The 15026-nt window shown below is 57.0% G+C and carries 17 protein-coding genes; 1 reads left to right on the top strand and 16 read right to left on the bottom strand.

Translation table 11 applies throughout. The features are described from left to right. Positions 1-2: 2 nt before the first annotated feature. The 7 genes from ACNJYA_RS07810 to ACNJYA_RS07780 all read right to left on the bottom strand — a co-directional run bounded on the left by ACNJYA_RS07810 (position 3) and on the right by ACNJYA_RS07780 (position 5398). Positions 3-242: a nitrogen fixation protein NifZ gene (locus ACNJYA_RS07810; protein WP_439402363.1), complete on the bottom strand. Its 240-nt coding sequence runs from the start codon at positions 240-242 to the stop codon at positions 3-5. Further along, entirely contained in the window at positions 239-553 is a 315-nt protein-coding gene (locus tag ACNJYA_RS07805) for a nitrogen fixation protein NifZ (protein ID WP_439402362.1), read from the bottom strand. The genes ACNJYA_RS07810 and ACNJYA_RS07805 overlap by 4 nt, the downstream gene beginning before the upstream one ends. 343 nt (positions 554-896) lie before the next feature. Beyond that, positions 897-1121: a 4Fe-4S binding protein gene (locus tag ACNJYA_RS07800; RefSeq protein WP_439402361.1), complete on the bottom strand. Its 225-nt coding sequence runs from the start codon at positions 1119-1121 to the stop codon at positions 897-899. 10 nt (positions 1122-1131) lie between these two features. Next, entirely contained in the window at positions 1132-2631 is a 1500-nt protein-coding gene (gene nifB / locus ACNJYA_RS07795) for a nitrogenase cofactor biosynthesis protein NifB (protein ID WP_439403393.1), read from the bottom strand. A 724-nt stretch (positions 2632-3355) separates the two neighbouring features. After that, positions 3356-3577 (bottom strand): putative nitrogen fixation protein NifT, encoded by a 222-nt coding sequence (gene nifT, locus ACNJYA_RS07790; RefSeq protein ID WP_439402360.1) that lies wholly within the window; start codon positions 3575-3577, stop codon positions 3356-3358. A gap of 5 nt (positions 3578-3582) precedes the next feature. Then, the gene (gene nifS, locus ACNJYA_RS07785) at positions 3583-4755 is read right to left on the bottom strand and encodes a cysteine desulfurase NifS (protein WP_439402359.1); all 1173 of its coding nucleotides are present in this window, start codon (positions 4753-4755) and stop codon (positions 3583-3585) included. A 322-nt stretch (positions 4756-5077) separates the two neighbouring features. Further along, positions 5078-5398, bottom strand: a complete 321-nt coding sequence (locus ACNJYA_RS07780) for a HesB/IscA family protein (RefSeq protein ID WP_439402358.1) — start codon at positions 5396-5398, stop codon at positions 5078-5080. Between the two features lie 251 nt (positions 5399-5649). On the opposite strand from ACNJYA_RS07780, the gene ACNJYA_RS07775 reads away from it, so the two are divergent. Next, positions 5650-6240 carry a hypothetical protein gene (locus tag ACNJYA_RS07775; RefSeq protein WP_439402357.1) on the top strand — a complete coding sequence of 197 codons (591 nt, stop codon included), beginning with the start codon at positions 5650-5652 and terminating at the stop codon, positions 6238-6240. Between the two features lie 9 nt (positions 6241-6249). Here the strand turns inward: ACNJYA_RS07775 and ACNJYA_RS07770 are convergent, their stop codons facing one another. The 9 genes from ACNJYA_RS07770 to nifK all read right to left on the bottom strand — a co-directional run bounded on the left by ACNJYA_RS07770 (position 6250) and on the right by nifK (position 15004). Further along, complete coding sequence (locus tag ACNJYA_RS07770; protein ID WP_439402356.1) at positions 6250-6645, bottom strand: Rieske (2Fe-2S) protein; 396 nt, start codon at positions 6643-6645, stop codon at positions 6250-6252. Positions 6646-7146: 501 nt separating this feature from the next. Next, positions 7147-7770, bottom strand: a complete 624-nt coding sequence (locus ACNJYA_RS07765; RefSeq protein ID WP_439402355.1) for a host specificity protein — start codon at positions 7768-7770, stop codon at positions 7147-7149. A gap of 1140 nt (positions 7771-8910) precedes the next feature. Beyond that, positions 8911-9207 carry a ferredoxin III, nif-specific gene (fdxB, locus tag ACNJYA_RS07760; protein ID WP_439402354.1) on the bottom strand — a complete coding sequence of 99 codons (297 nt, stop codon included), beginning with the start codon at positions 9205-9207 and terminating at the stop codon, positions 8911-8913. An 11-nt stretch (positions 9208-9218) separates the two neighbouring features. Continuing rightward, positions 9219-9419 carry a CCE_0567 family metalloprotein gene (locus ACNJYA_RS07755; RefSeq protein ID WP_439402353.1) on the bottom strand — a complete coding sequence of 67 codons (201 nt, stop codon included), beginning with the start codon at positions 9417-9419 and terminating at the stop codon, positions 9219-9221. Between the two features lie 12 nt (positions 9420-9431). Next, positions 9432-9896, bottom strand: coding sequence for a NifX-associated nitrogen fixation protein (locus ACNJYA_RS07750; protein WP_439402352.1), 465 nt, complete (start codon positions 9894-9896; stop codon positions 9432-9434). A 6-nt stretch (positions 9897-9902) separates the two neighbouring features. After that, positions 9903-10298 (bottom strand): nitrogen fixation protein NifX, encoded by a 396-nt coding sequence (nifX, locus tag ACNJYA_RS07745; RefSeq protein ID WP_439402351.1) that lies wholly within the window; start codon positions 10296-10298, stop codon positions 9903-9905. Next, positions 10295-11704: a nitrogenase iron-molybdenum cofactor biosynthesis protein NifN gene (nifN, locus tag ACNJYA_RS07740; protein ID WP_439402350.1), complete on the bottom strand. Its 1410-nt coding sequence runs from the start codon at positions 11702-11704 to the stop codon at positions 10295-10297. The genes nifX and nifN overlap by 4 nt, the downstream gene beginning before the upstream one ends. Before the next feature lie 9 nt (positions 11705-11713). Beyond that, the gene (gene nifE / locus ACNJYA_RS07735) at positions 11714-13357 is read right to left on the bottom strand and encodes a nitrogenase iron-molybdenum cofactor biosynthesis protein NifE (protein WP_439402349.1); all 1644 of its coding nucleotides are present in this window, start codon (positions 13355-13357) and stop codon (positions 11714-11716) included. A 90-nt stretch (positions 13358-13447) separates the two neighbouring features. After that, entirely contained in the window at positions 13448-15004 is a 1557-nt protein-coding gene (gene nifK / locus ACNJYA_RS07730; RefSeq protein ID WP_439402348.1) for a nitrogenase molybdenum-iron protein subunit beta, read from the bottom strand. Positions 15005-15026: the final 22 nt, after the last annotated feature.

Here is a 15026-nt window from a genome sequence, read left to right as displayed (position 1 = left end):
CTTCAAAGCACTGTTATTTCGTCTTCAAGACAGCCGATGAGCAGCGCCTCACCAAAATCGACAATATAGACCGGCACGTTCGCTTCGTTGTGGATAGCGACTTTGATGATTTCGCCGGTTGCTCCGGCGGCGAGCAACACTCCCTCGGGCTCCGCATTCGGAAATGAGCTATCGTTGGTGAGGTCGACTGCGGCTTTGACTCGCTGGCCCCGTCGATATTTCGGAACGCCTTGCTGAGTCATGACTCCTCCGGTAATGGCAGATCATCGATCTCCTCGAAGGTGTCGGCCGGCTCTAGTTCTTTGCGTTTCATGCCAACGCGGTGGCCGCTGTCCAGGAACTCCACACCATAGATGTAGAATTGCTGTAAGAAAGTGCCGATCGAGACGACGTAACCCACCTCCCCCTTCTTGACTAAGACGTCACCAATCTCCTTGCCGGGATAGGTCCCATCGTTTCGGATGGTGCGATTGGCTCGGAGCTTTTGGCCAAAGCTGAAGACGGGTGCGTCGCTGAGCTCGACGATGTCGCTGTCGCGAACAATGCTATTCATATTCCCCTCCTCATGCGCAGCTCGCTCTAGAGATGCAGAGAAGCCGCCCAGCTCACGTCGGCGACACTCTGCATCATTTCGTGCTCACGCGCCGTATCGTCAATCACGTCGACCATGGGAGGGCTGCCTGGGAGGCCGCTCTCCTACCACGAAGCGCCCTCGCACCGCCGAGATTGCCGCCAGGCCGTGCTGCCGCCAAGCAGCACGGCCGCAGGACAATGCAGAGCGGTCGCCGTCTCGAAGAGCGCGAACGCCGGCGCCTGCGACGCCGTCAGCCGCGAGGGCGACGCTTGCGGCGGATTCAGCACCAGGTCTTACCTTGCCGCTCATGAGACCTCGGGCTTTAGCCTGGCGCTTGATAGCGAGGCAAGGACCTGTCAACCACGCAGGTATTGTCGACCGGACAGGCGGCTGCACATTGCGGCTCGTCAAAATGGCCAACGCATTCGGTGCATTTCGCCGCTTCAATGACAAAGTTCCCCTCCTTCTCCGATATAGCAACGTTCGGGCATAAGGGTTCACAGGCTGAGCAGGCCGTGCACTGCGAGGCGATGATTTTGAATGGCACATATTCCCCCTTACGCCGCAGAGATCCGAGCTCCTAGCGGAATCGCGGCGTCGCCGCGCTCTACATGCTGGACTTCCCCGCGTCTCACCTTGTCGAGATAGGATCTAAACCAAGCGATCGCCGACTTCTCAATGAACTCATAGGCGAATTGATCGACCGGCTCGATTCCCGCCTTGATCAAATTGCTTTTCGGGCACCCGCCAATCTTGGCCACGAAGACCGCATGGCAGTCGCGGATATCGCGCATGATGGAGGAAAGTCTATCTTCCTCGCCATAACCGCTCTGGCAGTAGACTTCCACACGCCGTCGACCAACGAACTTGGCGCCGGATGTGGAAAGCTCGTACACTTGGAATTCCTTTGCATGCCCAAAGTGCTCGTTGATCAACCCCGACCCCTTGCTTGCCACCGCCACCAGAAGAGTGATCGCGCTGATCTCTCCGGAAAGCTTCTCAAGCTCCTTTTGGCAGGCCTCGGCTTTGGAGACGCGCTCATTCTCTACCCTTTGCTGATAAGCCTTGCGCATGTCTAAGTCATATTGGACGTCCATTTTCATAACCTGATCAGCGGTGAACTCTGGGCCGCCATCGTCCCCGAGTAGACCAATCGCGTCGGCGCGGCACTGGCGACAATGCCGCATCATGTTTATCTGCCCTTCACAAGCATCTTGCAGCGCTTTCAATTCTTGCGCCGTCGGGCCGCGCTGACCTTTGATGCCAAATGCTGTGCCATGCTCGCGTGCGGAGATCAGCGGCATGATATTGTGAAGGAAGGCACCGCGCGACGTGACCGCCTTGTTGACCTCGAGCAAGTGGTCATCATTGATGTTGGGGATCATCACCGAGTTTACCTTGCACAAGATACCCCGTTCGCTAAGCATCTCGAGGCCTTGCAGCTGGCGATCAGTGAGTATCTTTGCCGCCTCGATGCCCGTGTATCGCTTGTGGTTGAAGAAGATCCACGGATAAATCTCGGCCCCGATTGCGGGATCAACCATGTTGATGGTGATGGTGACATGGTCAACCTTGGACCTGACGATGGTGTCAACATAGTCCGGCAGTGTGAGACCGTTGGTTGACAGACACAGCTTGATGTCGGGAGCCACCTTGGAGACCAGCCGAAACGTTTCGAACGTCTTTGCTGGATTGGCCAGAGCATCGCCCGGTCCAGCGATGCCAAGCACGGTCATCTGCGGAATGGCGGTCGCGACCGCGAGCACTTTTCTCACGGCCTGCTCAGGGGTGAGCTTCTCGCTCACCACGCCCGGACGCGATTCATTAGCGCAGTCGTATTTTCGGTTGCAGTAATTGCACTGAATGTTGCAGGCAGGCGCGACAGCGACATGCATGCGAGCGTAATGATGGTGCGCGTCTTCACTATAGCAGGGATGATTTTTGACCTTTTCCCAGATTTCGCTCGGCAGACCGCCTTGGTTGGCCTTTGAGCCGCAGCTCGCCTCACCGGTCTTGGACAAAGCGCAGCAGCTCTTATGATCGGTGGCAGGCTGCATCATCTTGCTGTGATCTACTGTAGCTTTGACATATTTTCCGCGTCCGACGACAGCGTTCATTCGCTTCTTCCCTGGAGACATCGTCGCCCTCCCAGGACCATCCTTGAGCGAGCCTCAAGAAGCTGGGTAGCAACTTGCATGCCGTGGCCAGAATGGTGCAATTGCAGCCGCAGGCCACGAGTTAGGCGACGTTAGCACTGGCGCATGCCACAACAGCAATGATGAGCCTGTTGGCAAAGCGACAGATACGTCGCCATCCTCACCTAGAGCTCCGTGCCTTACGCATTCATTCTCGCCCTAAGCTCACCCGAACCCGGCTCCATCGAATGTGTTTGCCGCGTTGCGTCTCTCGCAGGCCCGATACACGCCGAGACTCCGGACTCGACAAGGGCAGTAATGGGCACCACCTATCCTGCTGGACACCCCAGCGACGGGGCGCGGCTCAACTGACCGAGCGATTGACTGCTTCATCAATTCCCTTGCTGCGGCGCTATCTTTGCTAATGTCGATATGCTGGGTCGCCGCTGACCGCATTGCCCTTAACGCTGCGGCGGCGCAAACTTGCTGGCGAAGAAGCCGGCCAATGCGTCTGGCATGGTCGGCAGAACGGATCTGCGCCATTCAGCGTGGCCAGGACGATATGGAATGATGCTCGGGGGCCTCAAACCAACGAGAGCCGCCCATGCAGACGCCGCAACGACAAAGTCGATTTGCGGGAGTGTCTTCACGGATCGAGCCCGGTCTCGTCCCGCTTTTTCGCATTGATTGTGATCGGCAGCCGGGTCTCGCTCGCCATCTCAGGCAAATCGAACACCCAGCCATTAGCCACTTTGATCCAGCCGCCCCATAGCGTCTCGTACTCGGATTCCACGATTTTCTCTTCGAGATCCTTTTTTGGCACGTAGATGGACAGGCCCTCCGGAGACCGGCGGATCATGATTTTCACGAGGACTACTCCCAAGCTGTGCCGCGGGAGACGGCCCGCATGCGAGCTACAATGTCGGACACAGCGCACACGACCTCATCGACCTCCGCGGACGAGGTCTCACGCGACAGAGAAAAGCGCACGGCGCCGTGCATCCGCCACGTCGGCACCTGCATGGCACACAGAACATGCGATGGCTGCATTGAACCGGAGTTGCAGGCTGATCCGAGCGACACAGCTATGCCCGCCCGATCGAGATGGTGGGCGATGGCTTCGCCTTCGAGATGGTCGAAGGCAATATTGGCCGTGTTCGCCAACCGACTGCTGACATCGCCGAGCACAACGCACTCCCCATTGCGCAAGATTCCATGTTCGAGGCGGTCGCGCAAAGCGCCAATACGAACGCGCTCGGGTTCAAGCCGCTCCGCCGCGAGGTCGGCAGCCTTTCCCAGGCCGACGATCCCGGGAACATTCTCGGTCCCGCCGCGGCGCCCTCGTTCCTGTGATCCGCCGCAGATTAGCGGCCGGAATTTGGTCCCTTTGCGCAAATATAACGCGCCGACCCCCTTGGGACCGTGCAGCTTGTGCGCGGATAGCGACAGCATGTCAATCGCGCTTTCCTTTAGGTTCAAACGCACCTTACCAATTGCCTGGACCGCATCTGTGTGAAACAGCGCGCCCGCCTCACGGGTCAATCCGGCCAGAAACTCCACAGGAAACAGCGTTCCGGTCTCGTTATTGGCCCACATAACGGAGGCAATGGCTGTGCGTGGCCCAAGCGCGCAGCGAAACGCCTCGATATCGAGCCGGCCGCAAGCGTCTACGGGTACTATGTGCGTCTTGACTCCCCTTGTCACTAATTGCTGAGTTAGCGCAAGTACAGCGGAGTGCTCAACCGAAGTAGTGACAATCTCGTCTCGCTCTTCCTGCGTCGCCAGCGCAGAGAGGATCGCGGCATTATTGGCTTCGGTCCCTCCCGAGGTGAATACGATTTCACGATCGTATGCGTTGCCTAACAGGTCCCTCACGCTTCGCCGGGCCTGCCTCACAGCAACTGCGACGTCGTTGCCAAAGGCGTGCCTGGATGAGGCATTGCCGAAGTTCTCGATGAAGAACGGCAACATCGCTTTCACGACCGACGGATCAGTCCGTGTCGTTGCATTGTTATCGAGGTAAATCGGCACGCGATCTTCGCTCAATCCACTTCCCACCAGGACCAGCAACGAGGATTATCTGACTAAATCCGCGGATTTTGCCGACGAGCCGCGCCTGCGTACGTCCCACGCTCGCCCTCGAAAACTTACACGACGTACAGGCACCGGCCAGTCTTGCCATGAACATGCTGCCACCGCCGCCAATCAGCTGCCAGTCGGCACCGTGTAGAATGAGGGATGATATCTTCGAGCGCACCGCGAATGTGACGCTCCCGCTTTGTTGTAGTGGACGACGATTGCCTCAGTTGTTTTGGCTCGGCCGGCGCAGTTCGATGTTTTCTTCTCATCACTTGAACAATGTTTTTCATCAGCGGAACGATTTCCCGCAGGAGCAGTTCGCGGTGGCGTTCGGGTTGTGAAAGGTAAATCCAGAGCCCTCCAGCGCCACGACGAAATCGATCGTCGTACCGACTAGACGATCGCTGCTCTTGTTATCCACGAACACCTTCAGCCCATCGCATTCGATCACAGTATCGTCAGGATTCGGTTCCTCGGCCAGACCCATCTTATATTTGAATCCACTGCAACCGCCTGCTTCAATCATGACGCGCAGACCGCCGGACGGGCGGGTGGACGATGACATCGCACTCTTGATCGCATTCACTGCGCTATCGGTCAGGTTGATCACGTCTTTCCCTCATCAGCTTGAACGCAGCTAAAAGCAAGTCACGTGCCAGCGCGCAGACGCTTGATGATGCGCGCCTTCGCACGTCGGCTTTGGAACAGGCGTCGGGTTTCTTACAAGGCTACGAGAGGCGCTGCCGGCCAATGACGCGTTGTCTTCTTAGGGTGGGCCGCTACGCTGCGCGGCAGGCAATTTGCATCGGATCTGGCGCCAACCAACGGGTCGGCTAAGAGCTTAGATCAAGGACGCATTTAATGACTGCAATCGAGAACACCGCACTTGGCAGACTTGAGAAGGAGGGCCGCCTGCTTAACGCCGTACTCAAAGGTGCGACTACCAAGCCGGGCCGGTTCGGCTTTCGTGGCGACGTCGCACTGAAGTTCCAGACTCAGGTCGCGGACGAGAAGCGACCGCCGGACTATTCGATCGAGCAGGTTCTAACGTTCGCGCAGGACGGAGTGCGAACTATTCCGGTGCTGGCCGGCTACCTACACTCCTTTGCGTATCTTGCTGACGTCGCGACCGTCCTTGACGGCACCTTAAGCCCAACCGGCGGCTACTTCATGTTTTGCAACAACATCGATTTGCTGGCGAAGTACAGAGTGAAGTTCGGCGATATTAACTTCCACGTCTTACCCTGCGATGAATCCACCGTTTGGAAGGAGATGATGGACCTGGTGGGGCTGAACAAGGATGATATCAAGAAGCTCGATCCGCGGGGTAAGCTTGATTGCCTCCTCGATGCCACGAAGGATCTCGATCTGTCGTGTGAGGAGATCTCGTATGACGACGGGCTAAAGAGGATGGAAGCCGTGAAAAACCGCAACGAGAACCGGCCGGTCTAAGCGCGGTCGTCAGTTATTTGTCCATGCATCGTCTTCGACAAGATGCACGCCAACGATGCAGATATCGCCATCCAGAACTGCCAACGCGATCGGCGTGAGCGCTCTACCCTGACATGGACCTTCGACGCACCGCCCGGTGCCGAGTTCGAAGGTCGAACCGTGCTTGCCGCACATTAAGCGGATGCCACAAGGATCGAGGAATTGGTTCTGCTCCCAGTCCAATCTGACGCTGTTGTGCGGGCATTTGTTGACATAGCCAAGCACCTTTCTGCCCCAGCGCACCACAATGATGGACCACAGCCGATACTTGCCGTCATCTTCGACGACCATAAGATCGAATCCCATGGCATGGCGGCTCGGAATGTCGTTAAAGCCGCAAATCGCATAGATGGGATTTGGCTGCATTCATCGCTCGTCTATTGCAGGGCGCTTCTATTGCAAGGCGCTTTTCATTGTCGTCGTGCAATCAACGTGCAAAAACTGTACAAGTGCCGGCGCGGATCGCGTCTGCGGTAATTCAACTTGCAAGCCCATTTTGCAGCTCACCCCATTACTCACGCATAATTCAGGCAAGTTCGTTCGACAATTGGGCCGTGCTGCCCTTCCATGAAGCCCGCCTAGCTACAGCTTTCGGCTTCAAGCATTCTGCACGATTTGCCGGATAGCTACATGCGGTGCCTGGTCGTTGCTGCTCGTTGATGGCCACGGCCGTGGCAACCCCGTTAGGGCCCTCGGGTCGCGTATCCCCCGCAGCATCGTAAGAGCCTTGGGAGAAAGGCTGAACAGTCGTTTCGGCCGCCGGGGCGACGCTGCGAGCGTCGCCCCCCTTGAAGTAAGAGCATTGCGTCCGCTATAGAACGCTCGAAAGTCCATCATTTCAGGCCCGGTGCTGCTAATGCAGTCAATTTACTCGAGGGGCATTCGCCTAAGGGCGCGCTCCAGGTAAATTGAAGCGCCGTCGTCGGAGGAATCCGAGTCGTAGCTTCTCTGAGGATCGACATCACTTCCCCCAGCTTTGGAAAGATACTTCGTAGGCTTGTCTACACGCTGCCACTTGTCATTCTCGTTCTTCGTCCACACTTCGGGATTTTGGTGAGGATCAAGCACCCAGTGGTTACGGCCCACGTGAACAAAACCCATGTCCGCAAGGCGGGGTTCCATGCCTGATATCGCCGGCTTCGACATGATCAGCGGATGGTCGCCATCCTCTCGCAGTAGATGTTCTAGCAAGATGTCGCCAGCGTTCTCCACAAGCGGATGAGTCACCCTAAGATCTACCACGGACGTGATATCGTTGCGCCCAAACTGTTGTTGAAATTGGTCTCCTTTGATCCGAACCGGGCCTCCTGCTCTCAATAGCCCGACAATTTCGTCGCCCAACCGGTAGCTGTAAAATCGTGCTGGCTTATTTGGATCGTCGTAGGTGTAGACGTAACTTCCAGCAACCGTTGCTGCGCGCTCAGCCTTCTCGGACACGAAATCTGAGTATTCTTGTGGGTTCTCGGCGATCTCCATGATATCGCTGCGCAAGAACCTCTCGACTGCTCCCCTGAAGGTTTCGCGGTCGGGGATCTTTCTAATGGGCGGTTCGGAAACGAGAGAGTATGACGCCGCTGGTTCGGATGACGACCCACCTGGCTCCATCCCTGCAACTGTTTCCGCAAATCGGGGACTATCTCCCGCTTCCGACGAATCGTCAGTACCGGTTGTGAACTGGCTGGATGAGCCAACGATTCTGCCATACATCAGACCGCTCTCCTATGAGCAAAGTTGCACGCAATCGAGCTCGCTCCACGCGCGCTCTGCCTGTGAGGATAGAATTCCTAGCTGACCACAACCTGACCAAAGCACTCAGCGTTTACGGTGACTACCCCACGCAGTCTGCGCGTGAGTTACAGAAGCTCACTGCGACGAGTCGCGATCTGTGGGTGGAATCGCACGTAATATCGCAGGCACGATCCGCCGAAGAAACCGACGCCTATGATAATGACTTTGCACGTTCCTAATAGCAGATGGGTTACCCTGCCCGACCACGTACATCGACCCATGAACGCGCAACGAGAATTAGAGACCTGCATGCCGACTGTTCCGCATCCTGATTTTGCGAGTGTGCTCGATGCCCATGTGCTCTATTGCAACGACCTGTACTGGGCAGCGAAATGTCGTCCCCACTGGGCGTTTGCGAAAGACCAACTAAGGTGTTCCGGCGCATCCCGTCTTCTATAGAATCGACCATCTCGGCAGACACCACTGTCCACGATCGGCGGCGCGGCGGGAAAGTAAGCTTCTCCTGATCCGCAAGCAGACATGCACAGCATCCGCCCGGATCAAATCGCCCGATGTAGTGGCTAACTGCCTTTGAGAGTAGGCTCCTCGGCCTCAATCATGACAGCTTCATTCCAATTAGTGCGGCGCGAGGCGCAGCTCGCCTCCTACGAATACGCGAACCTTGGGGACGAGTGGTTCGTGAGCAACGGATATTATGCCGGCATGACATAGCCCGGGGCCCAACCATCGCCGGGTAATGCTTACGCTTTCGCCGCTCGATCTTGCTATTCGATGTTTGATGGAGATCCTTCTGGCATGCCGTCCTCACCTGAGTTCACCTGATCACAATTGCGCCTTGCCTCACGTATATCTCGCCTGCCGCGACAGGACGAGTGTGTTCGCTCACGCCGCTTCAGGTACGGCCGAAGTGTGCGTCTGGCAGTTGGCCGGGCAAACCCTGGCGCATGCACCGCAGCCGATGCAGGCCCCTTGATCATTCAGAACCATAATTTTCTTTTCGATCTCATCGTCCTCGTCGTCGAGGTTGACAAGTTCGCCGCCTTCACTGATTCCTTTCAACGTCATGACATCTCGGCCGCACACCTTGAAACAGCGGCCACAGCCGATGCACTTCTTGGCGTCGATCGTGATCAAGTATTGTGGCGTCCAGTCGCGTCCGTCTCGTGTTTGGAACGACATGCATTGCCCCCTCAGGTATTCTCTAGCGCCTTCAAGGCGAGACTCTTGCGCTCATGTTCGGCATAGGCATCGTACGCTTTCTGCGCGACCACCATGATCGAGGTCCAATTGATGGGCAATTCTTCCGAAAGGTCGTGCAGATCCATCTTGGCCTGTACCGCCTTGGCGGACACCTTCCTTAGTTCGGCCTTCAGTGTTTCACGATCGCCCATGAGTGAGTACCCTCAATAGTTCGCCACGTCTGGAAACTTCCGGATCAGGTCGATTCCGTCCCTGACATATTTATCCCCCTCCTGCGCCAGCTTGACGAAACTGTCGAATCCGAAGCGATGCACGTCGCGCAGCTGCTTGTTTACGGCGACCAAGCGCCCTGCGATGAGCACTATGCGTCCGAAGCCTTCATGATGAAGCTTCAGAATCGGCTGAATCATCACGCCGGTCTCCCTCTCTACTGACAGCGCAACCGCATTGAAGAACAACTCAAGCCGCCACAGTGTTTTGGGATCGGGATCACCGATAATCGGCAATGCGCGCCGTTTTTCCATGTTCAGGATATAGGGTTCGAGCAGATCACGATCGCTCCTCCCTTCCCAGGCTCCGCTGGTATCCTGAGCACGCCAAATCTTGACCAAATCGATGAGGAATGGCACGTCGACCAGGCTGGCCTGCTGCTCTATTTTTGTGGTCATATCACCTCATTCATCAAACTCGAACGTTCTCCGCTGGTCCTTTGCCATGACCTTGCGCAGCCAGGGAGGTGGTGTTCCCTTCAGCACCCGCTCGAGCTTTTCTAGCAACACCAGAATGTTTTCTGGTTTACTCACCTTGATAGGATGAATTTTTTTGGCCACCACTCGCGCAGCCGCTGCACCACCAATGGCAGCGACGTAGAGGATTGCGCAATCCTTGACGGCCTCGATCTTTGGCGCCAACTTATCATCGCTGCCGTCTTCCTTAAGATCGCCCTCAAACTCGATCGCTTCAACAAACACGTGCCCGCCGGGAGCGACATCGTAGATTGCGATATTCTTTGCCCAACCAAAATGAGCATCGACGCGTCTCAGGTCCTGAGTGGCAAACGCAACTTTCATGCAACCGACCTCTCAGTCGCGCCGGTGGAGCTGCGATAGCCTGGGCATAGTGGCAGTCCGCGCGCAGTTCGCCACCTATCTGGCGTAGGCTGATCGTTTTTGTCGCGATGCGCAATCACGAGATTAGCGATTTCGAAGATCATATGACGGGTACCACGATAGCCTATTGACAGCTGGTGTCCCGCGCCAAGTCGATCGAATATCGGAAAACCTGCACGATAGAACGGCACCTTCAGCCGCGCCGCCGCTTGCCTTCCCTGCGAATGCGTGATCAGCAGGTCGCAACACCTCTCTTTTGCAAGATTTTCCAGATCTTCGAGATCGCCAATGATCACCTCCTTGGTCTGGATCCGCTCGATCACCTCCGAATGAGTAGTCGTCACGGCAACGGTCACCTGCGCGCCCATGTCGCTCAGCATGCCGGACAAATCGAGCAGAAGGTCTGGCTCAGCACCGATTGCGAGTTTGCGGCCGCCAATATGGAAGTGTGCATCCAGCATGGCATCTGCGAGCTGACTGCGCTGGCGTCGATATTTCAAGGGTATCGGGCGGCCGCTGATCTCGCTCAAAAACGTCATGAACTCATCATTCGGACAGAGACCGCACAGCCGCTCGAAGATACGAAAAGGCACGCCGGTCTTTGCCTGCATGACCTCTGCAGCTCGCCGCATCTGCGCGCCGATTGCAATCGTGCAGCGCGCGCGGCCCATATCCGCAATTTCGCCGACGCCGATGCCGCCGATGGTCGTTGGCGTAAACTCATCGGGGATATGCCCATCGAGCGATCCCGCCAGGTCAGGGAGGAAGGACGGTGACAACCCGAAATCCTCCAGTATGACACGGAGTTCATCAAGATCGCCGGGCGTGAGGTGACATCCCGGCAGAACATTCACCCTCGATGGATCCCTCAGGCGACTGGCATTTGGCTCATCCACCAACACCTCCACAATGCGCGCGACAGCCTTCTCCCAGCCGTCCTGGAACGAGCCCTTGAAATCCGGTGTCGAGACGTAAACGAACGGCAACTTTGCGAGTTGCAGATGCTTGCTCCGGATCAGCTTGAGGTAGGCATCCACATCGTCGCCGTTGGTCTCGGTGACACCGGTCGAGCAGATTCCGATGATCTTTGGTTTGGCTCGGTTGTAGATGTTCAGTATCGCCTGCTCGAGATTCTCATAACCACCCAGTACAGTCGTGACCTCGCTCATCGCGGTGGTCTGCAGCGGTACAGCCTCTTTGAAATGCCGGACAAAGAGCGTGAGCCCGAAGGATGTGCACCCCTGGGAGCCGTGCAGAAGCGGCATCGCCCCGCCCAGCCCCATGAAGGCGAATGCGCCGCCGATCGGCTGGCTCATCTTCAGCGGGTTGACAGCGCAGGCTTTTGTCGGCGCGGTGACGATGGCCATGACGCCTCCCTACTCTGCGGCCTGTCGCATGGCAGATGGCTCGGACACCAAGATGTCCTCGATACGTCTTTTGCAGCAGCCACCGACTGCATTGGTATGCTTCCTGACCGCTTCGACGCTCCTCAGGCGATGCGCGTAGATTGCATCCTCGATCGTGCCCAGATCGACCTTGTTGCATATGCAGATCTTCCTGGCGCGGCGCGACTCTTCGGCGAGCGCCGGGTCGGCGAGCGCGGTCGCGGGCGATTGCATCTGCTCCATCGCCTTGGCCAACGCCTCCCATGGCGCAGGTCGACGTAGCTGCTTCCACATCGGACTGGAGAGCGACTTATCGATCTCCTCCACCAGCTTGACCATTCCGACATAGCCCATATAGGCGTGGCAACGCTCCTGGTTGATATCGAGCCAAGGCACCGCTGCTTTCAGCGCGACGAACTGCGACTTGCCGCCCGATAGCATGATGTCCGCTTTTGCGCCCTTCAACATCTCGTACATTTCGCGCGGCGTCATATTCTCGATCATGTGGGCATCATGCCCCATGAGCTCCTTAATGCGCTCCTTATCTTCCTTGGTCGATTTTTTCACGCTGGTACCGACTAACTCAAGCCCGGCTTCCTGGAGTGCCGCAACGACCGACCATGACTTGACGCCGCCGGTCATTAGCAAGGCCTTTTTGCCTTCGAACCGTGGCTTATACGGCTCGATCGCACCCCAGGCCCACGCTTCCTCGCGCGCGATCAACGATTCGGTGCGCCCGAGCAGATCTGTCGGGGCGCCGCGTTCAACCAATAAGCGGGCAATCTGCCGTAGCGATTCGCTCGAATCTTGAATACCGTAGAAAGACCCCTCGAAGAATGGAATCCCGTAGCGTTGCTCCATCTTGCGTGCAACGTTGATCATGGACTTTGAGCACACCAACATCGACGCCCGTGCGCGATGAGATGAAGCGACTTCGCGATATTTGCCATCGCCTGAGATGCAGCAGAGAATTCGTACTCCAAGCTCGTCTAGCAATGGCTTCACTTGCCAGAGCTCTCCCGAAAGGTTGTATTCTCCGATCAGATTGATGTCGTACGGGGTGGTGTAGTCCGGTTCTCGCGTACCGATCACATAGTCGAGCAAGGCCTCGCCGGCCAGCTTGTTGCCGAGGTTCTTCGAACCGATGAAGCCCGGAGAATTGATCGGGATCACCGGCTTTGAGAATCTTCGAGATGCCGCCTTGCAGACTGCGTTGATGTCGTCGCCGATCATCGCCGGGATGCAGGTTTGATAAACGAAGATTGCGGCCGGATCGTACTTGTCGATGATTTCCTTGATCGCCTTGCAAAGCCGCTTCTCGCCCCCGAATACAATATCGGTTTCGCTCAAATCGGTTGTAAATGCGGTGCGCCACAGATCCGAGCCGGACGACGCTGCACCCCGATTGTCCCAGGAATTGCCCTCGCACGCGATCGGACCATGTACCAAGTGAGCCACGTCGGTGAACGGCTGCAGCGCAACCTTGGCGCCATCGAAAGCACAGCCGCCGGCAGCACTACCCGGCTGCAGCTGTTTTGTGCAGCCGTTCCTGCGTTCAGCCTCCGACTTACTGCCATTCTTGGCGCAGCCCGGCTCGTCGAAGATATTCTGGACCGTGGCCGCCAGTGAACTCATCCTGTTTCCTCTCAGGGCGAACAAATTGCAAAGTCGACCATGTGCCGTGCCATCGCCCATTGCATGGACGACGGCACGCGCAGTCCCTCATCAGCGAATGATGTCGAAGCTGTAGTCCGTTTTGCCAAGAACGTTGGTGTTCTTGTCGATCTCGTCGAAGATCTTGTCCAGGATCTTCACCAGCACATTCAGGCCGCCCTGATAGCCCCATAGGGGGGAGCGGTGATGGTGATGCCGATCAAAAATCGGAAAGCCGATGCGGATCAGTGGCGTTCCGGTATCACGCTCCAGGTACTTCCCGTAGGTGTTGCCAATCAGAAAATCGACCGGCTCGGTAAACAGAAGTGAGCGCATGTGCCAAAGGTCTCGGCCGGGATAGGCTTGGCAGCCCTGTCCAAATGGCGAGCTTGCAAGCAGCGCCTGCATTTTTTCCTGCCATGCCTTGTTGCCGTTGGTAGACAGCACATGAGTCGGTTCGGCGCCGAGTTCGAGCAGAAACGCAGCCAACCCATAGCAGAGATCCGGATCGCCATAGATCGCGAACTTCTTGCCATGAACATGCGCGCTGGAGTCGGCGATGGCGTCCACCAGGCGGCCACGTTCTAGCGCAAGTTGCTCGGGAATCTCCTTGCCGCTGAGGCGTGACAGCGCGACGATGAAATCATCCGTTGCAGATAAGCCCACCGGGTAGTTGAAGGATAGGACGTCCTGGCCATGCTCCGCCACGAATGTGAGCGTCTTTTCCGTGCACCACTGTTGCATGGAGATAGTCGCCTTGGCATGAATCGCGTTCGCCGTATCCTCCAGCGTCGTACCACCGTCATACATCCGGAATTCGCCATCGGTCGGAGTATCAAAGACTTCGGAATTGTCGGCGAGAACCGTATGCTGGATGCCCATCAATTCCAAGACGCGCTTGATCTCGCGAAGGTTCCCGACGGTATAGCCATCGAATCCGCCAATGATGTTGATCGCCCCATTCGGTTTGCGCTCAAGCTTCGGCGCTGTTCCGGCCTTGCCGTCCCAAAAATGCTCCAGAATGCCCTTGAGCGCATTATCATAGCCCGTGACGTGGCTGCCGACGAACGCCGGCGTGTGGGCGAACGGCACGTCGAAGTCCGCCGGAACCGAGCCCTTTTCTTTCGAGGTCTTGATGAAGGCGTTGAGGTCATCGCCGATCACCTCGGCCATGCAGGTTGTGGAAACCGCAATCATCTTGGGCTTGTACATGTTGTAGCTGTTCGCGAGCCCGTCGGTCATGTTGTTCAGACCGCCGAATACGGCAGCGTCTTCCGTCATTGACGAAGAGACACAGGAGCTGGGCTCCTTGAAGTGCCGCGACAAATGACTGCGGTAATAGGCCACACAGCCTTGCGAGCCGTGGACGAAGGGCAACGTACGCTCAAAGCCAACAGAGGCGAATACGGCGCCAAGCGGCTGGCACGCCTTGGCCGGATTTACCGCTAGCGCCTCCCGCGCGAAATTTTTTTCGCGATATTCGGCGGTTTTCGTCCATTCCTTGATACGTTCGACCTCGGCAGGATCGCGAGGGTTCTCGAATATCTTCTTCTTGGCCAGCATCTGCTGGTATTCTGGACCGCGGAACAGTTCGACATGATCGAGCACGTGCTCGGCACTCTGCGCCATTGGTGAAATCCTTCGCTATCGT

Origin of the sequence: Bradyrhizobium sp. BLXBL-01 (assembly GCF_051853025.1) — a bacterium.
In the GTDB taxonomy this organism is placed as follows: domain Bacteria; phylum Pseudomonadota; class Alphaproteobacteria; order Rhizobiales; family Xanthobacteraceae; genus Bradyrhizobium.
The sequence above is the reverse complement of the archived record's forward strand: the minus strand, read 5'-3'. Positions and strand labels throughout refer to the sequence as shown.